We start from the raw sequence: 22,201 nt of genomic DNA, 5'->3' as shown, positions 1-22,201 counted from the left end.
CCGAGGTCCAGAAGGTGCTCTCCGTCTTCTCCGCCGTCGCAGGCCCCGTCGGAGCCGCAGCCGCGACATACGCCTATACCCGCTGAAACAGCACCCGGAGGCTGGGGCGGATCAGTTCATGGACCGCCGCCGCTCGGCGCTCTCGCGCCGCGCCAGTTCGCGGCCGATCTCCCAGAGCGCCACGTCCATGAGATTGCGCAGAGCCGTGTTCTCGATACCGTCGAGCGCACGCCGCGCAGCGATGCAGTGATCCGCGGCCTGCTCCAGCGGATGGGCGTTCGAGGCGACGGGCGTGGCGAAGTAGGTTTCGCCGGCAAGCCGCGTTTCCGTGATGTCGATGAGAATGCCCTGGCCGCGAGCCGGCTCGCCGTCCGGCCCGAGCTCGATGCGGCCGCGGCTGAGCACCCATCGGGTCCCGTGACCGGATCCGCAGACGCGATACTCGCAGAGAAACGGTCCGCCGGCCTTGCCGCTCTGCGTGATGTGATCGCGAAGCCAGGCGGCGTCCTCGGGATGAACGCAGACGAGGCAGCGATCCAGCTCGAGGACCTGCCCGGCCAGGGCGCCATCCCCGGTCAGGAGGCGGGCGGCTCCCTCGTCGAGGGTGACGAGCGAGCGCGCGACGTCCCATCCCCACATGCCCACCACGTCCGAGGCGTTCAGCGCCGCCTCCAAGATGCCCGCCGGCGCCTTGTTTCCGTCGATCGGCTCCGAACTTGCCATGTTCGCTCCCGCATGCAGCCGCGATGCCCACGGTCGCGACCGCCGGCCAGCCGTTGCAATCCATCCGGGCCAAGTGAGCAAAATCTGCACCGCGAGGCCAAGCTGGATGATATATTTTTGATTGTATAACGCGAATTCCGCCTCGGCGAGACCGCTGGCAACTTATTTGTTCATGCGGAATCCGAACGGAAACCGCCAAGTTCCGCGGGCGCGGATCGAAAACCCGATCACAGATCAGATCAAGCGCGGCACTTACACAACTTTTGATGATATATTTACTGGAGAATAGACTTTTAATTGCAATAGCATCGCAAATCGAGCGTGGCAAATGGCCGCCGCAGCCCGGGCGGAGCCGAGCACGGCCTCGCCGGGTCGGTGCACGATTCTCATGACGTCTCAGTTTGATCGAGGTGGCCGGCGCATGAGATCCGCACGGATCCGATCCGGAACCGGGCGGAGCCATCCGTCCCACCCTCGACCTCATCCTGAGGCGTCGCGCCAGCGGCCTCGAAGGAGGTCTCCAGGGCCCGCAGAGCCGCCTGGAGTCCTCCTTCGAGGCCTCCGCTGCGCTGCGGCACCTCAGGATGAGGTCGAGGGGGCGGGACCGTCATCGCCGAACCGACGGACGCAACCGGAGACGGGTTCAGCCCCGCTTTGCCAGGAGCTGCTCGATCAGCGAGCCGCCCTTCTCAATTGCGGCGAGTTCCTCGGCGACCGCCGAGACGGTCTCGCGGATCTGCTCCGGCGTATGCTCGGAGGTCAGGAAGAAGCGCAGCCGCGAGGCGCGCTCCGGGACGGCCGGATGGATGATCGGCTGCACGTTGATGCCGCGCTTGAACAGACGGTCCGACAGAGTGACCGATTTCAGCGAGTCGCCGACGATGACCGGGATCACCGCGAGGCCGAGGCTGGTGCCGGTGTCGAGGCCGCGCTCCCTGGCGCAGGTGAGGAACAGGTTGCCGTTCCGGCGCAGGCGCTCGACGCGCTCGGGCTCGGCCTGCATGACGGCGAGCGACGCCTCGGCGGCGGCCGCCAGCGGCGGCGACATGCCGACGCTGTAGACGAACCCGCCGGCCGTGCATTTGAGATACTCGATCAGCGCCGCCGGGCCGCAGATGTAGCCGCCGCAGGTCGAGAGCGTCTTCGAGAGAGTGCCCATCCAGATGTCGACGGAGCGCGGGTCGACGCCGCAATGCTCGAACAGGCCGGCGCCCGTCGCGCCGGTGACGCCGAGCCCGTGCGCCTCGTCGACCATCAGCCACGCATTGTAGCGCTCCTTCAAGGCGACGAAGCCGGCGAGGTCCGGCGCGTCGCCGTCCATGCTGTAGAGGCCCTCGATCACGATGAGGGCGCGGCGGTGCTCGTGCCGGGTCGCCGCGAGCAGGCTCTCGAGCGCGTCGACGTCGTTATGGGCGAAGGAGCGGCGCTGGGCGCCCGAGAGCTGCGCGCCCGTGACGATGCTGTTGTGGCTCAGCGCATCGTGGAAGATCACGTCGCCGGGCTCGAGCAGGGCCCCGATCGTGGTGGTGTTGGTGGCGTGCCCGCTCACCATCACGACGCAGGCATCGGTCCGGTAATGCCTGGCGAGCGCCTTCTCGAGCGAGAGGTGGCCCGGCCGCTCGCCCGCCACGATCCGGCTCGCCGAGGCCGAGGTGCCGTAGGCCTCGATCGCCTCGCGGGCCGCTGCGTTGACCTTCGGGTGGCCGTTCAGGCCGAGATAATCGTAGGACGAGAAGTTCGTGTAGTCGCGTCCGTCGATCCGCGTCGTCGCGCCGGCCTTGGCATCGTGGACGCGGAAGAACGGATTGCCGAGGCCGATCAGGTCGGCCGCCGAGCGCTGCAGCTTCAGCTCGCGGTATCCCGGCAGCGTCTCGAAGTTCTGCACCGAGGCGTCGCCCGAGGCGGCCTGCGGCCGGGCCGGCTGCGGCCGGGACGGCCCCCGCCCGAGCCGGTTGGTCACGAAGCCCGCGAGCGCCGCGCGCCCATCGTCCGGTCGTGGCGATTGGGTCATGGCAGGATCTCTTTGATCTCCAGGCTGTTCTGCTCGACGAGGGTCTGGAACGGCGCGAGCGCGCCCGCGTCGAGATCGCCGACGTGCTTCTGGGCGAGGCTGAGCGCCACGCCCGCCGCCTCGTCGACCGGCGCCGAGACCGACTGGATCAGCGTCTCGGACAATTCGTTGACGGTGAGGCCCGACGAGATGCCGGCGGGCGGCGCGTCGAGGGCGAAGCGCTCCTGCAGGCTGGCGCCGAGCTCGACGCCCATCAGCGAGTCGAGGCCGATTTCCGAGAGCTGGCGCACCCGGCTGATGTCGTCCTTGGGCAGGCGCAGGATGCGGGCGATGTCCTCCACGATGGCGTCGGCCACGACTTTCCGCACCGCGTCGATGTCCTGCGTCTTCAGGAGCGCGCCGATGTTGATCGCCGCGACCGCCCCGGCCTCCGCCTGCTGGTCGGAGCCGAGTTCGGCGTAGCTCGGGGAGCGCATGGTGGCGAGCCGCTCGCGCGCCTTGCCCCAGTGCATCGCCGCGATGGCGATCACGGCCTCGTCCGGGCTCTCGCCCTGGCCCTGGAGGGCCTCCTCCATCAGGTCGAGGCAGCGCCGCGCCTCCATCGGCGTGACGCCGACGCGGCCGGCGAGCGTCTCCATCACGGCCTTGTTGCGGGCGAGCACGCCCACATCCCCGATCGCGCCCCACGCGACCGCCATCGCGGGCAGGCCGAGACGGCGGCGCTGGCGGGCGAGGCCCTCCATGAAGCCGTTGGCGGCGACGTAGGCGCCCTGGCCCGGATTGCCGATGAAGGTCGTGGCGGAGGAGAACAGCACGAAGTAGTCGAGCGCGCGGCCGCGCGTCGCCGCATCGAGGTGCTGCGCGCCGATCACCTTCGGGCGGATCACCGCCTCGAGCGCCCCGGCCTCGAGATTCGCGATCAGGCCGTCCTGCAGCACCATCGCGCCGTGGATGATGCCGGCGAGCCGGACGCCGCCGCTCTCCACCTCCGCCAGCAGCGCGTCGACCGCCGCGCGGCTCGTGATGTCGCAGGCCTTGGCCTCGACGCCGACGCCGCGCGCCGTCAGCTCCGCCAGGAGCGCCTTCGCCTCGTCCGTGGTCGCGCCCTTGCGGCCGACGAGGACGATCCGCTTCGCGCCCCTGTCGGCGAGCCAGCGCGCCGCCTCGATGCCGAAGCCGCCGAGGCCGCCGGTGACGAGATGCACGCCCTCGCCGGCGATCGCGAAGGGGCGCCTGGCCTGGGCCAGGACCCGGCCCGGGCGCGGCGGCGCGATCACGATCTTCCCGACATGCCCGGATTGCTGCATGAGCCGGAACGCGTCGGAGGTCTCATCCGCCGTGAAGGGCTGGAAGGGCAGGGGCTTCAGGCCGCCGTCCTTGAACAGGGCCATCACCTCCCGGAACAGCCGCGCCCCGTCCTCGCCCTGGTGCTGGAGCACCTGATCGAGGTCGACGCCGAAATACGACAGGTTCCGGCGGAAGGGCCGCAGGCCGATATGGGTGTTGGCGACGTAGTCGCGCTTGCCGAGCTCGATGAAGCGGCCGAAGGGCTTCAGCGCGTTGAGCGAGCGCTCCATGGCCTCGCCGAACAGGCTGTTCAGCACCACGTCGACGCCGGTGCCCGTGATGCGCCGCACGTCGTCCACGAAGGCGAGCGAGCGGGAATCGAGCACGTGCTCGGCCCCGAGCGTCTTCACGAGGGCGCGCTTCTCGCGCGAGCCCGCCGTGGCGATCACGCGCGCGCCCCTGAGCCTGGCGATCTGGAGCGCGGCGAGGCCGACGCCGCCGGCGCCGCCATGGACCAGCACCCACTCGCCGCGCTTCAGGTTCGCCAGCGAGACGAGGCCGTAATAGGCGGTGAGGAAGGCGACCGGCACGGTGGCGGCGGCCATCGGGTCGAGCTCGGCGGGGCTCGGCGCCACGACGAGCTCGGGCACCACGATATGGGTCGCGAAGCCGGACTGAGCGAAGGCCACGACCGGGTCGCCGACCCGGAAGGCCTTGACGCCGGCGCCCACGGCCACGACGCGGCCCGCGCATTCGAGGCCGAGACGGGGGCCGGCGAAGCCGTCCTCCAGGATCTCCTCGGGCAGCATCGAGAGCGCCCAGAGCACGTCGCGGAAGTTGAGGCCGGTGGCCTCGACCGCGATCTCGACCTCGCCGGCGCCGGGGGTGCGGCGCTCGGCCGGGCCCCAGACCATCTCGTTGAGGCCGCCGGTGTTGCTGCGCTCGAGCCGCGCCGCCTCGGCCGGCACCGCGTCCGCGGCCTGACGGCGCGGGGCCTGTCCCGGCGCGAAGCGGATCACCCGGGTCGCGTCGTCGTCGAGGATGATCTCGGTCTCGGGCGTGCCCGACAGGATCAGGTCGCGCAGCCGCTCGGAGGCCCGCTTCGAGGACATGCTCGGCGCGAGGTCGATCCGGCGCACGTCGAGGCTCGAGACCTCGTTGGCGAGCGTGCGGGTGAAGGCCCAGACGCCGGCCTCGACGGAGGCCGCGGAGCCGCCGCGGTCGCGCGTCGCGCCGGGGGAGACGACCCAGAGGCGGGTCTGGCGCGTGCCGAGATGCTCGACGCAGCGCTTCAGGCTGAGGCAGCGGTCGCGCAGGCGCTCGGCCGCCTCGCCGCCGCGCGTGAAGGCGCCCGCCAGGAACACTACCGTGTCGGGCGTCTCGCGCTCGAGCTCGAGCAGCGAGGTCTCGGAATCGAGGATGATCGAGACGTGCACGCCGCTCGCGACGAGGAGCGTGGCCAGCGAGGAGGCGGTCTCGGCCGCGAAGGAATCGTCCGAGCCGATCACGAAGGCGAAGCTCTGCGCGGGGGCGGGGCGGGGCCGGGGCGGGGCCTCGCCGACGAGCAGGAGGTCGTCGCCGTTGCCCGAGACCGCACGCTCGGCCGCCACGCTGACGAGGCCGGTGGCGCTGAGCGCGCGCTGCCAGCCCGTGATGTCGTCGAGGCGCCCGATCGGCACCTCGTCGGCGCCCGCCTCGAACCAGCCCGGGGTGAGGCCGAAGACGAGGTCGCGGAACAGCGAGGCGCCCGGCTCGACCGCGATCATCAGGCCGCCGGTGGCGAGCGCCTCGGAGAGGCGCGGCAGGAACTCGCGCTCGCCGCGATGGAGCACGTTGCTGGCGAGCACCGCGTCGAAGCTCGCGGGGGCGAGCTCGGCAGCCTCCTCCACGACCGTGACGCCGCGGGGCAGCGCGAGGCGGGCCCGCTCGGCCAGGCGCCGGTCGGTCTCGAACACGGTGAGCCGCGCCTCGATCCCGTCAGCGAAGGCGGCGGCCTGGGCCGAGAGCGGGCCGAACCCGACCTGGAGCAGGCGCAGGGCGCGGTCCTTCGGCAGGCGGGCGCGGCTCGCCTCGAGGATGCGCGCGATCACGTCGGCGGAGGCCCGCGCCGTGGCGCTGCGCAGCGCGAAGGCGTCGAGGGCGTTCTGCGGCAGGCTCGGCGCCTCGGCCAGCTCGCCCGCGAGCAGCCGGTCGACGAGGGCGCCGACATCCGAGATCAGCACGAGCTCGGCCGAGAGCTCGGGATGGTCGGCCGCGACCCAGCGCACGATCTCGTCCGGCGCCGGCAGCTCGACGTCGTCGCGCAATGTCCAGCGCGCGCCCTCGCGGCTCGCGAGGTCGCTGTTCTCCAGCGCGTGGAGGGCATTGGTGAGCCAGGACCGCATCTCGGCCGGCACGCGCTGGTCGATCGCCACAGCTCCGGCGCGACGCAGGCCCGCGGCGAGCCGGTAGGCCAGCGCGGTCGCCCAGCCTTCGAGGAGCAAGTGGCCGGGCGAGAGCGGCGCCTCGGCCTCGGCGCGGGCGGCCCTCGCCTGCGGCTGGATCAGCGCCGCGATGCTCGGCCGGCGCTCCGTCGGGATCGCGGTCGGCTCGGTGGCGAGCTCGGGGCGCTGGGTGATCGCGTAGGCCGCGAGCTCGCCGCCGCCCCTGGCGCGCAGCGCCTGGAAGCGGCCCTCGCGGATCGTGGCGATGACCTCGCCCTCGGCGTCGAGAACCGAGAAATCGGCCAGGATGCTGCGCTCGTTGCAGCGCCGAGTGCGGATGACGGCCCTCGCGATCGCCGCACCTGGACGCAGGAGCCGCACCTCGCCGAAGCGGACCGGGATGTAGGCCTTGGTGGAATTCTCGCCGAGCAGGTCGGCGAAGAGCAGGATCAGGCCGTGGAAGCAGGCATCGAGGCGGGCCGGCACGAGCCCGTAGCGCGCGTCGGCCTCGGCCGGCCGAAGCTCGGAGACGATGGTGGTCTCGTCGATGCGGGCGCTGAGCGCGACCTGGCGGAAGGTCGGGCCGAAGCCGAGGCCGGCGGCGTCCGCCCGGGCGTAGAGCTCGGCGCCGCTGACCGCGTGCTCGGACGGGACCTCGACGTCCTCGGCCGCCGGGACCGAGAAGGTGCCCTCGACGATCTTGGCGGAGGCGTGCAGCTGCCAGGGCGCCTGGGTCAGGCGCGGGCGGCTCAGGATCTGAATCTGGTTGCCGCTGCCCGAGAGCCGGGCGGTCACCTCCCGCAGGGCATCCTCGCCAAACACCATCGGCGCGTGGATCTCGAAATCGGCGAGGACCACGGTCTCGCTGCGCATTGCCTCGCGCGCGGCGGCGAGCGCCATCTCGACGAAGCCGGCGCCCGGCATGATGGGCTGGCCCTCGATCCGGTGGTCGTCGAGCTCCGGCACCGTGACGACGTCGACGTAGCCGTGCCAGTCGAGGCCATCCGGAGCGACGCGCGAGCCGATCAGCGGGTGATAGGGGCGCGGCGCGGCCGCGCCGACGCCCTCGGTCGTCTCGGCCAGCCGGAAGCTGCGGCGCTGCCAGGGATAGGCCGGCAGGCCGACCTCGCCCTGCGGGTCGTCGCCGAACACGATCGTCTCGTCGACCGCCGCGCCCTGCACCAGCGCCGCCGCGACGGTCTTGCGGATCGGGTCGCCGCCCGCCGCCTTGCGATGCATCGCGCCGATCGTGGCGTTCTCGATGCCGAGCGGCTCGATGGCGTCGCCGATATGCGACAGGAGCGTGGCGCGCGGGCCGACCTCGACGAAGACGCGCGCGCCCTGGCGGGTCGCCTCCTGCACGGCGTCGCAGAAATGGACCGGCTCGCGGATGTTGCGCCACCAGTAGCCGGCGCCGAACTCGGTGCCCGGCAGCACCGTGCCCGTCACCGTCGAGACCATCGCGGTCGTGCCGGGAGCGGGCTTCAGCCCGGCGAGGTCGCGCAGCAGCGGCTTCTCGGTCGGATCCATGATCCGGCCATGAAAGGGATAGGCGAGGTCGAGCTTGCGACCGCGGCGGCGCTTACGCGAGGCGGCCTTCAGAGCCGCGTCGATGGCGGCCACGGGCCCCGCGATGGTGATCGCCTTCGGGCTGTTGTAGGCGGCGATGTCGAGGTTCGGGAAGTCCTTGAGGAAGGCCTCGCTCTCCTCGACGGGCGCGAGCAGCACGGCCATGGTGCCGTGGCCGCGCGTCGCCTCCTGGTGGTGGCTGCGGTAGAAGATCACCTTCACCGCCTGCTCGAGGCTCAGGATGCCGGCGGCTTCCGCGGCCGCGATCTCGCCGACGCTGTGGCCGAGCACGAATCTGGGGCTCAGGCCCTGCGCGCGCAGCGCCGTCGTCGAGGCGCTCTGGATCGCGAAGATCAGGGGCTGCGAGACGCTCGTCAGCGCCAGACGCTCGTCGAGATCCTCGGCGAAGAGCGCGTCCTTCAGCGACCACTTGGAATAGGGCTGGAAGAGCGCGTCGATCCGGTCAAAGGCCTCGCGGAAGATCGCGTTCTCGGCATAGGCCTCCTGGCCCATGCCGGCCCATTGGCTGCCGTTGCCCGAGTAGACGAAGGCGACATCGGCGGCGCGGTCGACCGCGGTGCCGACGAGTGCGGCGTCCGCATCCTCCGCCTCGCCCACGGCCCGCAGGGCGCCGACGAGATCGGCCTTGCCGTCGAGCGGGATGGCGAGGCGCGTCGACATGCGCTCGCGCCGATGCGCGGCGGCCGCCGCGATGCGGGCCGCCTCGTCCGCGCCGGCTTCCGCGAGGCGGTCCGCGTAGTCGAGGGCGAGGTCGTTGAGGGCCGCGCGGCTCTGCGCGGAGAGCAGCAGCACCTCGGGCTCGCGGGCCGGGACGCCGGGAGACGGGGAGGCCTCGGCGGCGGCCGGGCTTGCGTCGGTGAGCACGACGTGGGCGTTGGTGCCGCCGAAGCCGAAGGAATTGACCCCGGCGAACCGCGCCTTGGCACCGCGCTCCAGCGGCAGCGCGCTCTGCAGGACCTTCAGGTTCAGGTCGTCGAAGCGGATCTCGGGGTTGAGCTCGGCCGCGTGAAGCGAGGCCGGCGCGAGGTCGTGCTCCAGAGCGAGGCTCGCCTTGAGCAGGCCCGCGAGGCCGGAGACCGGCTCCGTATGGCCGATATTCGTCTTGATCGAGCCGATGGGCAGCGGTGCCCGGCGGCCGCGGCCGAGCTTGCCGCCGATGGCGCTCGCCTCGATCGGGTCGCCCACCGGCGTGCCGGTGCCGTGCGCCTCGACGAAGACGACCGAGTCGAGGTCGATCTCGGCCTCGCGGTAGACCTTCTCGAGAAGCGCGCCCTGGGCGTAGCCGGAGGGCAGGGAGATGCCGGTTGTGCGCCCGTCCGAGTTGACGCCGCTCGCGGCGATGACGGAGCGCACCGTGCGCCCCTGCCGGCGGGCGGCCTCGGCCGATTGCAGCACGAGGACGACGCCGCCCTCGGAGCGCACGTAGCCGTCGGCGCTCGACGAGAAGGCCTGGCACAGGCCGGTGCGCGACAGCATCTGCGCGTTCGAGAAGCAGATGAAGTTGAACGGGCTGGCGAGCAGGTTCACGCCGGCGACGACCGCCGTGTCGACGCGGCCCGCGCGGATCGCCGAGACCGCCGCGTCGAGGGCGACGAGCGACGAGGAGCAGGCCGTGTCGACCGTGAAGCTCGGACCCTTGAGGTCGAAGATGTAGGAGATCCGGTTCGACAGGATCGAGAGCGTGTTGCCGGTCGCCGCGTAGGCGTCGCCGGACGACGCGTCGAGGATGCGCAGGTTGCCGTAATCGAGCGAGGACGCGCCCACGAACACGCCGATATTCGTGCCGGCCACGGCCGAGGGGCGCAGGCCCGCATCCTCGAGGGCCTCCCAGGTCAGCTCCAGCAGCAGCCGCTGCTGCGGGTCCATCTGCTCGGCCTCGCGCGGCGAGATCCCGAACACGCCCGGATCGAAGGACCAGATGTCGTCGAGGACGCCCGCGGCCCAGGTGTAGCTCTTGCCGCGCTCCTGCGCGCGCGGGTGGCCGAAACGATCAAGCGACCAGCGGTTGTCCGGGATGCGGCTGACGGCGCACCGCGCCTCGGTCAGCAGCTGCCAGAGTCCATCCACGCTCGGTGCGCCCGGGAGCCGGCACGCACGACCGACGATCGCGATGTCTGTACGCTGTGTCACGTTCGATTCGCACACGCTCGTTAACGGGGGGACGATTCGGTTGCCGGCCATGGAGCAATCCCGTCCACCCTTAGTATGGCACCACTGTGGTGTCCAACCTGCGACCGCCCGCTGCCTGCTCGGAAGTCCACCTTTGCGGCCGGCTGTGGCACGTATTCATCAGCGGAAGCTTTACAGGGCGCACACATTAATAGGCGACTAGCCCGCTACTTCGGTGCGAAGTCATTGGAAAGACACCCAACAATTGCCACATTTGGCGCGGGCACATGGAGCCGAGTCCATCTCCGCGCCGCACGGTCCAACGGTAGACTTTGCCTAGTCCTGCACGCGTTCGGTGCATCTGAGCGCTCGAAACCCTTCGTGCGCCGCGCGGGCACGGGTCCGCGGATGACCGACACCTTGCCCGAGCCGGCGCGGCCGCGCCTCGACGGACCTGGAGCTTGCACCGGCCCGCTCACAGGCCGGTCGCGGCCGGGCGCCCGATGCTGGTGTAGCGAAATCCGCGCCGCGTCACGTCCTCCGCGCGGTAGACATTCCGGAGGTCGACCACGACCGGGGCCGCCATCGATGCGCGCAGCCGCTCGAAATCGAGGGCCCGGAACGCGTCCCACTCGGTGACGAGGACGAGCGCATCCGCCCCTTCGGCGCAATCGTAGGGATCGGCCGCGTAGGCGATGTCGGGCAGGAGGGGCCTTGCCTGGTCCATGCCCTCGGGGTCGTAGGCGCGCACCCGCGCGCCGGCATCCTGCAGGCCGGCGATGATCGACAGCGAGGGGGCGTCCCGCATGTCGTCGGTGTTCGGCTTGAAGGTCAGCCCGAGCACCGCGATGGTGCGGCCCCGCACGGCGCCGCCGCAGGCCGCGATCACCTTCCGGGCCATGGCGCGCTTGCGGCTGTCGTTGACCGCGACGACCGTCTCGACCAGGCGCACCGGCGTGCCGGCATCCTGCGCGGTCTTGACCAGCGCGAGCGTGTCCTTCGGGAAGCAGGAGCCGCCGTAGCCCGGCCCGGCATGCAGGAACTTCGAGCCGATGCGGTTGTCGAGGCCGATGCCGCGGGCGACCTCCTGGACGTTGGCGCCCACCTGCTCGCAGAGATCCGCGATCTCGTTGATGAAGGTGATCTTGGTGGCGAGGAAGGCGTTCGCCGCATATTTCGTGAGTTCGGCCGTGCGCCGGCCCGTCACCAGGATCGGCGCCTGGTTGAGATAGAGCGGGCGATAGATCTCGCTCATCACCTGCGCGGCGCGCGGGTCGTCGGCCCCGATGACGATGCGGTCCGGCCGCTTGAAGTCCGAGATGGCCGCGCCCTCGCGCAGGAACTCGGGGTTCGAGACGACGGCGAACTCCGCGTCCGGCGCCGCTTCCCGGATGACGCGCTCGACCTCGTCGCCCGTGCCGACCGGCACGGTCGACTTGGTCACGACCACGGTGTAGCCGGAGAGCGCCGCCGCGATCTCGCGGGCCGCTGCGTAGACGTAGGAAAGGTCGGCGAAGCCGTCGCCGCGCCGCGACGGCGTGCCGACCGCGATGAAGACCGCGTCGGCCTGGGCCACCGCCGCGCGCATCCCGGTCGTGAAGGTCAGGCGGCCCTGGCGGACATTCTCGGCGACGAGCGCCTCGAGGCCCGGCTCGAAGATCGGGATTCGGCCCGCGTCGAGCGCCGCGATCTTGGCCGGGTCGTGGTCGACGCAGACGACGCTGTGCCCGAAATCCGCGAAGCACGTCCCCGAGACGAGGCCGACATAGCCCGATCCAACCATCGCGATGCGCACAGGCGAAACTCCCCGGAAGGCCCGATCGTGTGCCCGGCGAGGCGGCGTCCAGGGCCCCTCGCTGCAGTGCACCCATAACGGGGAAACGCGCGCGGGGAAACCGGCCCCTCGGAGCCGGGTTCGTGCCGGGCCGCGCCCGTCACCCCGCCCAGTTCTTCGCGACGGAATTGCGCACCGCCTCGGCCATGGCGACGTCGAAGATCAGCATCTCCTCGACCGCCTTCACGCCGCGCAGGCGCTCAGCGAGGTCGCGCGTCTCCGTGGGGATTGGGGGCGGGGCCGGAATGGGGGCGTCGATCCCGAGGCGATCGAGCACGCTCGCCACGAAGGCCTCGAAATAGTCGCGGTGACCGACGATGCCGACGCGGGCCAGGATCTCGATGGCGACGATCGAGTTGCCCGGATGCACGCGATCGTCCGGCAGCTTCGTGCCGAACTGGCGGGTAAGCGGGTTGTAGAGCAGGCGGTAGGCGGCCTCGGGCATCATCCGGAACAGCCGCTTCAGGCTCTTCGGGTCCGAGAGGTCGTGCTCGGCCACGAAGGTCGCGGCCTCAGCCAGCGGCCCGAGGCGCCAGTTCTGGGCGGGATCGGTGGCCACCACCGCGCGTGCCTTCAGCCAGCGCAGGCGCGTCGCCATCTCGACATGCGGGTCGTGCACGAGGGCCGTCGTCAGGGCCGTGTCGTGGGCGAAGTAATGCTCGTAGCGAGGAACGATCAGGCCGCCGGACAGGAAGCAGGATGTCACCGTCTGGTTGCCGCAGACGGACTGCATCATCTCCTCGGTGAGCTTGCCGAGGCCGAAATAGCTCTGCTGGAAATGCGGGAACAGCAGCGCCTGGATCGCGCTCTCGGGATTGATGCTGGTGTTGATGAGGAGAAGCCGCTGTTCGACGACCTCCTCCCTCGGCACGCGCCGATGGACCAGCATGTTGGTGTCGAGGTCATGCACCTCGAGCCGCGGGATGGTCGCGAGCCCCGGCACGTGCTCGTCCATGATCCAGAACGTGCACTGGCCGGTCGAGTGCCAGCCGCGCTCGACGAAGCCCCGGTCGATCAGGTTGGCGGACATCTCGGCCACGCGGCGGCCGTCGACGGAGATGGCGACCCGGCTCACCGCCATCGGGTTGTCGGGAACGACCCAGCCGCCGATGCGGTCGCCCTGGTCGAAATCGATGAAGAACCGCATGCTCTGACCGTCGATGCGCCGGCCTGCCCCGGCGGGATCCGGGCCGGAATGGCGCCGTCACCGATGCCGGCTGCCGGCTTTCCCGTACCCGCCGCCCGATCTAGCCTGCCATGCGGTCCCGGCGCCAGCGCACGAAGCGCAGCAGCGGAACCCGCGACAATCGACCGGCGGCCTTGCCGGGCGGTCGCGCCGGCATGCCTGCCCGCGCCTCCTTGACGATCGTCACGGCGGGGTCGTGCGGCACGATCGCGAGGTGCCCGGCGAGGCCGAGCGGCTGCGACCAGGCATGGGCGAAGCGCTCGCCCGACGCGTCGGCCGGGTCGAAGCCGGCCCTGCCGTAGACGTCGCGGCAGACGAGGTTGACGTCGGTCGGGCTGACCCTGGCCGTGAAGTCGCGCCGCGCCCCGCCCGCGGCCTCGCTGTTGAGGACGTACCGGACGGCCGAGGTCTCGATCTCGAGGCCGAGCACGCGGCAGCTCATCACGAACTGCACGAAGGCCGCGTCCCGGTACAGGATCACCCCGACGAGGCCGTACTCGGTGTGCTTGTCGGTGACGTGGAATGCGTAGAGGGCGCCTCCCTCTTCGAGGAAGGCCTCGATCTCGCCCGTGCTCCAGCGCTTGCCGGTGGTATTGAACTGGTTCGTCTTGTTGATGAGCTCGAAGCAGCGGTGGAAGGCGGGATCGGACGAGGCCGTCACCTTCTGGAACCGGACGGAGCAGCCGAGCCCGGCCAGGAAGTCCTCGCGCGACAGGCTCGCCCGCTCGGCCTCGCGGACCTGCTGCTTCCTCAGCATCCCGGCCCGGTTCAGGCTCTCGCCCGTGACCCGCGCGACCTGCGTCTCGGGGGAGGCCAGCAGCACGCGGCGGGTGTGGAACGGGTTCGAGCCGATCACCCGGATGTCCGGGAAGGCCGTCTTCACGGCCTCCCGCTCGACGGGGTTGTCGTCCACGAACACCGCGCTGCGGGCCGTGAGGCTCAGCCGCTTTAGGATCCGGCCGACATTCTCCGCCTTCGGCTCCCAGTTGATCTCGGTCGCGACGAAATCGTCGAGGGACAGCCATTTCAGGGGCGCCGCGCGGTCCCAGCGCTCGCGCACGACGCTCTCGCTGTTCTTCGAGCAGATGGCGACGAGGATGCCGCGCGCGCGCAGGTGGTGGACCGCCTCGCTCAGGCCCACCGGCCAGCCGTCAACGATCGGGAGTTGCACGCCTTCCGCGTAGTGCTCGGCGATCTGCCCGCGCCAGAGCGTGTCGTCGAGGTCGAAGATCACGAGCTTGACCATGTCGGTCTGGCTGATCGACCGGAAGCCGGACTCCATCGCCCGCCAGATGCAGCGCAGGAAGGCGTCGAGGTGGGAGGGAGAGATCTCGGTGATGTCCGGCACGTGCTCGATGCGGCCGCGCTCGAAGTTCGCCCAGTCGCTGAACCAGACGGCGCCGTGGCCGAAGAAGTAGAACGTGTCGTTCAGGATGTAGCGCTTGCCGATCGACGAGGCGATCGTCTCGATGTCGATGACGTAGACGTTGCGGTACTTCCTGGCGAGGGCATCGAGGTGGCGGTTCAGCTCGCGCACCACGAAGGCGATGTCGCGCGAGGTTCCCTTGCTGTCGAGCCCCGCATAGGCCGGGAATTGCGGAACCATGAAGTTCGTCACGAAGGTCAGGAGCCCGTGCCGGCGGTTATACTCGAGGGCGCAATCGAGCATCAGCTCGAGCGTGGCCAGCGCCGAGCGCAGGAGGTCGTCCGCCCGGCCGGGCTTCTGCACCTCGTCGAACCGCACGATCTGGTCCGTGAGGATGTAGCGGGCCGGGAGCTGCACGATCTGGAAGTCGTAGGCCTCGACTGGGTTCGGGGGCGCGGGCGGCAGGGTCGACACGTTGTTGAAGAGCATGTGGTCGATCGGCACGCCGGCGTGGTTCGCCCGCATGAAGCGGAGGAAATCCTCCGACATGCACGATCCGACGAGGAGGCAGCGCCGGATCGCGGCGTCCGACGCCCGGAGATCGGACGGGAACAGAAACTCTTCTGCTGGCAGCACCTTGCGGCTCCCCATGAACGGCAGCGCACGTTCTACGCGGCCTGGCCCCGCCGCGCGACGCGCGAACGGCCCCGGCCACCGAATTGATCGCCGGTGTGGCGATTGTGGGACTGGCGTCTTCGGGCAGAGCGGGGCGCGGCCGCACAAAGTTCGCGAGGCCCGCCATCGGAGGCTTGCGCCCCCCCGAGGCAGACGCTATAGCCGCCACCTCGCCGGAGCGGAACGGTTTCGGACGGGCGCGTAGCTCAGCGGGAGAGCACTACCTTGACATGGTAGGGGTCACAGGTTCGATCCCTGTCGCGCCCACCATTCGAGCCGCTGATGTCACAGGGTGCGCCCTGCGGCGGCTTTGACCGGGAGAATGCGGTTCCCGGCTCCGACCAATCTCAAGCCCGAACACGATCCACGAATGTCGGTCGAGCCGATCCGGGCCGTCGGTGCTCGGCCGGGTCACGCCTTCGGGCCGCCGCGCGCCTCGATCGTCAGCTTCTGCAGGCCGCGGCTCGACAGGACGGGCTTCCTGGCGCTGATGATGCGCGAGTTTACGCCGGTCCAGCCGATCTCGCCGGAGAGGCGCCCGTACTCGATCTTCGGACAGCGGTTCATGATCACGGTGATGCCCCGTGCCTCGGCCCGCGCGGCCGCCGCGTCGTCGCGCACGCCGAGCTGCATCCAGATCACCTTCGGCAGCGGGTCGAGGGCGAGCGCGGCCTCGACGATCGGTCCGGCGGCCGCCGAGTTGCGGAAGATCTCCACCATGTCGACCGGCTCGCGGAGTTCGGCGAGCGAGCCGATCACGGGCCGGCCGAGGAGGCTCTGGCCGGCAAGGCCCGGATTGACGGGCGTGACGGCGTAGCCGCGGTCGAGCAGGTACTTGAGGACGATCCAGCTCGGCCGGGCCGGGTTCGCGGAGGCGCCGACGAGCGCGACGCTGTGCGTCTGCCTGAGAACGGCCCGGATCGTCGCGTCGGCGTAGCGGTCGTGGCGGGTCGCGAGGCCGTCGGGCGCGTCGCCGAGTGTCGGGATCGTCATGCCGGACTTGTCGGTCATCGCCGCCCATGCTGCAAGGCGGACATGACGAATGCCCCGCTTCAGACCGCGCCGCCGACCGATTCGCCCCTGATGGCGCTGCCCGCGGTGATCGATTTCCTGGAGCGCGAGTTCCCGCAGATCCACCACGGCGGACGCAGCTACCACCTTGAGGCGGTCGGACCGCTCAGCGCGCGCATGCGGATGGACCACCACGAGCGTCACCTGCGCCCGGGCGGCACGGTCTCGGGCCCCGCCATGATGGCGCTCGCCGACCTCGCCCTCTACGCCGCCATCCTCGCCAATATCGGCCCGGTCGGCCTCGCCGTCACGACGAGCCTGAACTTCAACTTCCTACGCAAGCCGGGCACGACGGGCCTTGTCGGCGAGGCCCGCCTGCTCAAGCTCGGCCGTCGCCTGGCGGTCGGCGAGGTGCTGATACGCGCCCGGGACGCCGAGGACGTCGTCTGCCACGCGACCGGGACCTACTCGATCCCGCCCGGGAGATAGGCAAGCGGTACCAGGCTACCGCATCTCCGAAGCCTCTCGAAAATATCGGATTTTTACGGATTTACCCATCCCGAAGCGGCTTGACGCGAGGCCCGTCTGCCCGTAATGGGAGCGCCGTACGCCGCCGCGTTGTCCCGAACGCGGCGGCCATCGTTTTTTCGACACACCACCAACGCCACGGGTTCGGCCATGAAAACAACTTCGCTGAAGCCCGCCGACGTCGACAAGAAGTGGATCGTGATCGATGCGGAGGGCCTGGTCGTCGGCCGGCTCGCCTCGATCGTCGCGATGCGCCTGCGCGGCAAGCACAAGGCCGCGTACACGCCCCACGTCGATTGCGGCGACAACGTCATCGTCATCAATGCCGACAAGGTGAAGTTCACCGGCCGGAAATACAACCAGAAGGTCTATTTCCACCACACCGGATATCCGGGCGGCATCAAGGAGCGCTCGGCCAAGTACATCCTCGAGGGCCGCTTCCCTGAGCGCGTCGTGGAGAAGGCCGTGGAGCGCATGCTCCCGCGCGGCCCGCTCTTCCGCCAGATCATGGGCAACCTCCGGGTCTACAAGGGCACGCAGCATCCGCACGAGGCCCAGCAGCCGCAGGCGCTCGACGTCGGCGCCCTCAACCGCAAGAACGTGAGCGCTTGATCATGGCGACCCTTCAGTCTCTCGCCGATCTCAATCGGGCGAACACCGCCGCCGAGGGCCAGAACGAGGCCCCGGTCCACGTCCAGAAGCTGGATGCCCAGGGCCGCGCCTACGCCACCGGCAAGCGCAAGGACGCGGTCGCCCGCGTCTGGATCAAGCCGGGTTCCGGCCAGATCGTCATCAACAACCGCCCGGTCGATTCCTACTTCGCCCGGCCGGTGCTGCGCATGATCCTGCGCCAGCCGCTGCAGGTGGCCAACCGCGTCGACCAGTACGACATCACCGTCACGGTGGCCGGCGGCGGCCTCTCGGGCCAGGCCGGTGCCGTGCGCCACGGCCTCTCGAAGGCGCTCACCTACTACGAGCCGGAACTCCGCGCGCCCCTGAAGCGCGAGGGCTTCCTGACCCGCGACGCCCGCGTCGTCGAGCGCAAGAAGTACGGCCGCAAAAAGGCTCGCCGCAGCTTCCAGTTCTCGAAGCGCTGAACATCGACCTCGAAGACGAGACGAGAGGGCGGGCCCGCAAGGGCCCGCCCTTTCCGTATCCGGGCCGCGCACGGGGAACGCCACCCCTGGACGGCCTGCCCGTGCGGACCGAGGCTCCGGACTCACCCGCGCAGGGCGCGCTCCAGTTCGGGCTTCGACATCTTCGAGCGGCCGGGGATGTTCCGGGCCTGGGCCCTCTTCATCAGTTCGGCCTTCGTGATGCCGGAGGATTTCGAGGCCGCCCCCTTGCGCGCCGCGGCGGCCTTCCTGGCCACGTCCCTCGGCTGCTTGGAGAACTGCTTGCCCTTGGCGGTGTCCGAACGCTTCTTGTCGGACGAGCGCTCGTAGTCCGAATCGGAGATCGCCGCGCGGGCCTTCTTCGGCAGGTACCGCTCCCCGGACTCGCCGCTCTTGCGGCCGGACTTCGTCCCCCACTCCTCGTCGGTCCACTGCTTCAGATGGTTGTCGTCGCCCTTCTTGCCGGCGTAGCCGCCGCCCGCCTTCTTGTAGTCCCGCGTCGCCATCTGCGCCTTCCGGGCCGACCACTGGCCGGGCTTGCCGCCCTTCGACGACTGGGTGACGCGCGTCTTGACCTTGTCCCAGAGCTTCGGATCAGTCTTCTCGGCCGTTTCTGACATCGTTGTCGCCTCTCGATTAGATTGGGCCGTCAACCGCCGCCTGAACGGGCGGGTTCCTTCGATCAAGTTCCGGTTGTGGACGGGCTCGGCATTCGCGCCATCCGGGCCGCGATTCCCGGGAAGCCGCGAACAGACTGCGAACCGGCATTGACTTGCGCGGCCGCACCCTCCACCTCGCGCGCAAGCTGTGAGGATGAGGCAGGCGATGGCGGACAAGACCAGCGGCGCGGAGCGGCCCGCCGTGTTCATCGACGGCGAGGCGGGCACGACCGGCCTCGGCATCCGCGAGCGCCTGGAGCGCGACGGCCGGGTCGCCCTGCGCAGCATCCCGCACGAGAGCCGCAAGGATGCCGGCGCGAAGCGCACCCTGATGGCGGAGGTCGACCTCGTCGTGCTGTGCCTGCCGGACGAGGCCGCGCGCGAGACGGTCGCGCTCGCCGACGCGATGCCGGGCGGAGGCCCGCGCATCCTCGATGCCAGCACGGCGCATCGGGTCCATCCGGACTGGGCCTACGGCTTCGCCGAACTCGCCGAAGGGCAGGCGGATGCCATTCGGGCGGCGCGCCGCGTCGCGAATCCGGGCTGCTACCCGACCGGCGCCATCGCGCTCCTGCGCCCCCTGGTCGCGGGTGGACTGATCCCGGCCGATCACCCGATCAGCATCAACGCCGTCAGCGGCTACAGCGGCGGCGGCCGGAGCATGATCGAGAGCTACGAGGCCGGCGCCGCACCGCCCTTCCAGCTCTACGGCCTCGGCTTCGCGCACAAGCACCTGCCGGAGACGCAGGCCTATAGCGGCCTGACCCGGCGCCCGATCTTCATCCCGTCCGTCGGAAATTTCCGGCAGGGCATGCTGGTCAGCATCCCGCTGCACCTCGACGGCTTGCCCGGGCAGCCGGGCGCGGGCGATCTCGAGACCGCGCTCGCCGACTGGTATCGCGGCCAGAAGCTCGTACAGGTCGTGAAGGGGGCGACGACGGGCACCCATCAAGAGCGCCTCGAGCCCGAGGATCTGAACGACACCGACCGGCTGGAACTGCGCGTGTTCGGCTCCGACGCGCATCGGCAGGCCGTGCTCGTCGCGCGCCTCGACAATCTCGGCAAGGGCGCCTCGGGCGCGGCGGTCCAGAATATCGGGCTGATGCTCGGGCTCGACTGACGGCCGTTCTCTTGACCGCCCCGCGGCGCGGGGCCCAGAGGACTTCGTCTCATCCCGGAGTGACCAGAGCGATGTCCGAGATCCGTCCCCCCGTGCCGCCCTTCGATGCGGAAAGCGCCGCCAGGAAGGCGCGCGCCGCCGAGGATGCCTGGAACACGCGCGATCCGCAGCGGGTCGCGCTCGCCTATACGCCGGATAGCTGGTGGCGAAACCGGTCCGAGTTCTTCAGCGGCCGCGAGGCGATCGTCGCGTTTCTCACGCGCAAGTGGGAGCGCGAGCTCGAATACCGGCTGATCAAGGAGGTCTGGGCGTTCCACGGCAACAGGATCGCCGCGCGATTCGCCTACGAGTGGCACGATGATTCCGGGCAATGGTTCCGCTCGCACGGCAACGAGCAGTGGGAATTCACGGATTCGGGCCTGATGCGACGGCGCGAGGCGAGCATCAACGACGTGCCGATCGCGGCGGCCGACCGGAAGTTCCACTGGCCGCAGGGGCCGCGCCCGGCCGATCATCCGGGCTTATCCAACCTCGGATTGTAGCGCCCCCCCGAGTTCCTGCAGCGCGTTCCGAGGCTCTCGGCGCCCCGGACGCGCTCGCCGCGTCGCGGCACCCAGCACAGCGGTCATTAGGGCGTACCGCAGGATGGTTCCGATCTAAGCCTGAATTCGGATTGCTGCCGCGCAGTTTGAGCTCTTTGCGCTCAACCTTGGCGAGAACTTGCGGCGATGATTTCAGGGCCCTTCTTCACGCAAAATTTCCGCTGACACGCGTGAGATCGGCCGGGGAATGTCACTCGAAATCGTCTTTCGCGCGAAACGCTGTCGAAAACCACCGTGCCGTCCACATTTATCGGCCGGCCGCGCGCTGCGTTCCCCTTGAAAGATCTTGCCGAATGCGAATGCTGAGCTTACGATCTTGAAGATCATCGCGGCACCGTAATGACGGCACAACGATCATGACTGAAACCGACAGCGACAAGGCTCGTCTCATCACCCTCGCGGCCGATATCGTTTCCGCGTATGTCAGCAACAATCATGTTCAAAGCGCTGAGCTGCCGAAGCTTCTCAGCGACGTGCATGAAGCCATCTGCGCTGTTTCGGCGAATGGCGGCGCGGCCGATGCCGGCCCGCCCAAGGCCACGGCCCAGGAGATCCGTCGCTCGGTCACGCCCGACTATCTGATCAGCTTCGAGGACGGCAAGCAGTACAAGACGCTGCGCCGCCACCTGACCCTGCGGGGCCTGACGCCCGAGCAGTATCGGGCCAAGTGGGGACTTGCTCCCGATTACCCGATGACGTCGCAGAGCTACTCGGAGCAGCGATCCGAACTGGCGCGGGCCCTCGGTCTCGGCCAGCAGAGGCGCAAGGGGCTGCCCAAGTCCGCCAACGAGGAAGTCGCCCGGCCGGAGCCCGCCGCCAGGAAGGCTTCCGAGGACAGCGCACAGGATCTCCCCGCACCGGAGAAGAAGCGCCGCGCCCCGCGCAAGAAGAAGGACGCCTGAGTTCGATCTGTCCCGGCTCCGCGGCGGAGAGCAATGCGGTTCGACGGCGCTCGCCGAACGCGAGTGATCAGCCTCGGCGCGGGTGAGGCGAGGGCGCACCCGCTTCCGGCCCGGCGCGCGTGGTCGACTCGAAAAGGGCGGCCTGCTAGAGGGGCGTCGGCGTCAGACTCCGTAGCTCAGCTGGATAGAGCAGCCGCCTTCTAAGCGGCAGGTCGTAGGTTCGAGCCCTACCGGGGTCGCCAAAAATTAGCCCGCCTTGTCAAAGACTTGGCGGGCTTTTTCGTTTAAGCACTCTGACTAAACGTGTTGCAACCATTCGCAACACAATCCCTGATATTACAATGGGTTACGTCCGTCGTTCCGCGGCTCCATGCAACGCGAACGCAACACGGCTGTACGCTGAATCACCTCCATCCCAGCAGCACGACAAAACCGGAGAATGTGAAGGCTGAGGCCATGATGGCGGCCGCAATGATGTCCATCCGAACCAGGTACAGGCCGCGCTGGGGCTCAGCCATGGCGCGTTAGGCCGCTGTGGCATAGTGGCTGCTCGCCTCGTTGAGGAAGCGCTGACGGTTGAATACGCGCCTCATCAGAGAGCCCCCCTCACCGGCAGAGCCGCAGTCTGGGCCCAGAGCACGACCCTGGCCCGGATCACGTGGCGCGCCCTTCCCCCTGCCTCCGCTCGAGTTCAGGTGCTACGTGTTGAGCATCAGACTTTTAATCTGTAGGTCCTGGGTTCGAGTCCCAGCGCGCTCACCACAGATTTTGCCCGCTTAGTCAATGACTTAGCGTGCTTTTTCATGCCCGAAACCGCCACGAAGAGGCTTGCAACACGCCGCAACACGGTCCGTGATTTTTCAACGGGTTACAACGGGTGGCTGGCGGCTCCATGCAACACGGACGCAACACATTCGGACGCCTGATCAGCGCCACCCGACCAGCACGACGTAGCCGGAGCGTTGCTGGGCAGAAAGCGATGCGGCGGAGCGCAGCAGAGCCCGGCACCCTGCCACTTCGCAGCGCCTGACAGCGGTTGGCCTGGCGCCGCTCAGGACGC

General features: G+C 69.7%; 14 protein-coding genes and 2 tRNA genes. 8 read left to right on the top strand and 8 right to left on the bottom strand.

Annotation, left to right across the window (positions count from 1 at the left end; all coding sequences use genetic code 11):
• Positions 1 to 111 precede the first annotated feature (111 nt).
• The 6 genes from WDW90_RS26220 to WDW90_RS26195 all read right to left on the bottom strand — a co-directional run bounded on the left by WDW90_RS26220 (position 112) and on the right by WDW90_RS26195 (position 15,165).
• Positions 112 to 723: a PAS domain-containing protein gene (locus WDW90_RS26220; RefSeq protein WP_336490449.1), complete on the bottom strand. Its 612-nt coding sequence runs from the start codon at positions 721 to 723 to the stop codon at positions 112 to 114.
• A 643-nt stretch (positions 724 to 1,366) separates the two neighbouring features.
• The gene (locus tag WDW90_RS26215) at positions 1,367 to 2,734 is read right to left on the bottom strand and encodes an aminotransferase class I/II-fold pyridoxal phosphate-dependent enzyme (RefSeq protein WP_336490448.1); all 1,368 of its coding nucleotides are present in this window, start codon (positions 2,732 to 2,734) and stop codon (positions 1,367 to 1,369) included.
• The gene (locus tag WDW90_RS26210) at positions 2,731 to 10,164 is read right to left on the bottom strand and encodes an SDR family NAD(P)-dependent oxidoreductase (protein WP_336490447.1); all 7,434 of its coding nucleotides are present in this window, start codon (positions 10,162 to 10,164) and stop codon (positions 2,731 to 2,733) included. The genes WDW90_RS26215 and WDW90_RS26210 overlap by 4 nt, the downstream gene beginning before the upstream one ends.
• Positions 10,165 to 10,618: 454 nt before the next feature.
• Positions 10,619 to 11,938: a UDP-glucose dehydrogenase family protein gene (locus WDW90_RS26205; RefSeq protein WP_336490446.1), complete on the bottom strand. Its 1,320-nt coding sequence runs from the start codon at positions 11,936 to 11,938 to the stop codon at positions 10,619 to 10,621.
• 139 nt (positions 11,939 to 12,077) lie between these two features.
• Positions 12,078 to 13,124, bottom strand: a complete 1,047-nt coding sequence (locus tag WDW90_RS26200) for a hypothetical protein (RefSeq protein WP_336490445.1) — start codon at positions 13,122 to 13,124, stop codon at positions 12,078 to 12,080.
• A gap of 100 nt (positions 13,125 to 13,224) precedes the next feature.
• On the bottom strand, positions 13,225 to 15,165 hold the full coding sequence (locus tag WDW90_RS26195; RefSeq protein WP_336490444.1) for an HAD-IIIC family phosphatase: 1,941 nt from the start codon (positions 15,163 to 15,165) through the stop codon (positions 13,225 to 13,227).
• Between the two features lie 234 nt (positions 15,166 to 15,399).
• Here WDW90_RS26195 and WDW90_RS26190 point away from each other — a divergent pair.
• A tRNA-Val gene (locus WDW90_RS26190) sits at positions 15,400 to 15,474 on the top strand.
• A 141-nt stretch (positions 15,475 to 15,615) separates the two neighbouring features.
• Here WDW90_RS26190 and WDW90_RS26185 read toward each other — a convergent pair.
• Positions 15,616 to 16,197, bottom strand: coding sequence for a CoA-binding protein (locus WDW90_RS26185; RefSeq protein ID WP_336490451.1), 582 nt, complete (start codon positions 16,195 to 16,197; stop codon positions 15,616 to 15,618).
• A gap of 90 nt (positions 16,198 to 16,287) precedes the next feature.
• Between WDW90_RS26185 and WDW90_RS26180 the strand changes: the two genes are divergently transcribed.
• From WDW90_RS26180 to rpsI, 3 genes are all read left to right on the top strand, one after another.
• Positions 16,288 to 16,704, top strand: a complete 417-nt coding sequence (locus WDW90_RS26180) for a PaaI family thioesterase (RefSeq protein WP_336490450.1) — start codon at positions 16,288 to 16,290, stop codon at positions 16,702 to 16,704.
• Between the two features lie 189 nt (positions 16,705 to 16,893).
• A complete protein-coding gene (rplM, locus tag WDW90_RS26175) occupies positions 16,894 to 17,355 on the top strand; it encodes a 50S ribosomal protein L13 (RefSeq protein ID WP_336490443.1) in 462 nt (153 codons plus the stop codon).
• A 2-nt stretch (positions 17,356 to 17,357) separates the two neighbouring features.
• The gene (gene rpsI / locus WDW90_RS26170; RefSeq protein WP_336490442.1) at positions 17,358 to 17,840 is read left to right on the top strand and encodes a 30S ribosomal protein S9; all 483 of its coding nucleotides are present in this window, start codon (positions 17,358 to 17,360) and stop codon (positions 17,838 to 17,840) included.
• 122 nt (positions 17,841 to 17,962) lie between these two features.
• On the opposite strand, the gene WDW90_RS26165 is transcribed toward rpsI, so the two are convergent.
• Positions 17,963 to 18,478, bottom strand: a complete 516-nt coding sequence (locus tag WDW90_RS26165) for a DUF5872 domain-containing protein (RefSeq protein ID WP_336490441.1) — start codon at positions 18,476 to 18,478, stop codon at positions 17,963 to 17,965.
• A gap of 205 nt (positions 18,479 to 18,683) precedes the next feature.
• Between WDW90_RS26165 and argC the strand changes: the two genes are divergently transcribed.
• The 4 genes from argC (at position 18,684) to WDW90_RS26145 (ending at position 21,383) form a co-directional block, all read left to right on the top strand.
• Complete coding sequence (gene argC / locus WDW90_RS26160) at positions 18,684 to 19,637, top strand: N-acetyl-gamma-glutamyl-phosphate reductase (RefSeq protein WP_336490440.1); 954 nt, start codon at positions 18,684 to 18,686, stop codon at positions 19,635 to 19,637.
• A gap of 71 nt (positions 19,638 to 19,708) precedes the next feature.
• Positions 19,709 to 20,179, top strand: a complete 471-nt coding sequence (locus tag WDW90_RS26155; RefSeq protein WP_336490439.1) for a nuclear transport factor 2 family protein — start codon at positions 19,709 to 19,711, stop codon at positions 20,177 to 20,179.
• Positions 20,180 to 20,595: 416 nt separating this feature from the next.
• Entirely contained in the window at positions 20,596 to 21,141 is a 546-nt protein-coding gene (locus WDW90_RS26150; RefSeq protein WP_336490438.1) for a Ros/MucR family transcriptional regulator, read from the top strand.
• Positions 21,142 to 21,306: 165 nt separating this feature from the next.
• Positions 21,307 to 21,383 (top strand) — tRNA-Arg (locus tag WDW90_RS26145).
• Positions 21,384 to 22,201 lie beyond the last annotated feature (818 nt).

Source organism: Methylobacterium nigriterrae (genome assembly GCF_037106235.1).
Classification (GTDB): Bacteria; Pseudomonadota; Alphaproteobacteria; order Rhizobiales; family Beijerinckiaceae; genus Methylobacterium; species Methylobacterium nigriterrae.
Note: the sequence above shows the minus strand (reverse complement) of the source record. Positions and strands in the feature narration are given on the sequence as shown.

Coding starts and splice junctions, on each gene's coding strand:
- WDW90_RS26200 (WP_336490445.1), bottom strand. CDS start 13,124: ATGCGGTTCTTCATCGATTTCGACCAGGGCGACCGCATCGGCGGCTGG.
- WDW90_RS26180 (WP_336490450.1), top strand. CDS start 16,288: ATGGCGCTGCCCGCGGTGATCGATTTCCTGGAGCGCGAGTTCCCGCAG.
- rpsI (WP_336490442.1), top strand. CDS start 17,358: ATGGCGACCCTTCAGTCTCTCGCCGATCTCAATCGGGCGAACACCGCC.
- rplM (WP_336490443.1), top strand. CDS start 16,894: ATGAAAACAACTTCGCTGAAGCCCGCCGACGTCGACAAGAAGTGGATC.
- WDW90_RS26215 (WP_336490448.1), bottom strand. CDS start 2,734: ATGACCCAATCGCCACGACCGGACGATGGGCGCGCGGCGCTCGCGGGC.
- WDW90_RS26220 (WP_336490449.1), bottom strand. CDS start 723: ATGGCAAGTTCGGAGCCGATCGACGGAAACAAGGCGCCGGCGGGCATC.
- WDW90_RS26185 (WP_336490451.1), bottom strand. CDS start 16,197: ATGACGATCCCGACACTCGGCGACGCGCCCGACGGCCTCGCGACCCGC.
- argC (WP_336490440.1), top strand. CDS start 18,684: ATGGCGGACAAGACCAGCGGCGCGGAGCGGCCCGCCGTGTTCATCGAC.
- WDW90_RS26150 (WP_336490438.1), top strand. CDS start 20,596: ATGACTGAAACCGACAGCGACAAGGCTCGTCTCATCACCCTCGCGGCC.
- WDW90_RS26155 (WP_336490439.1), top strand. CDS start 19,709: ATGTCCGAGATCCGTCCCCCCGTGCCGCCCTTCGATGCGGAAAGCGCC.
- WDW90_RS26165 (WP_336490441.1), bottom strand. CDS start 18,478: ATGTCAGAAACGGCCGAGAAGACTGATCCGAAGCTCTGGGACAAGGTC.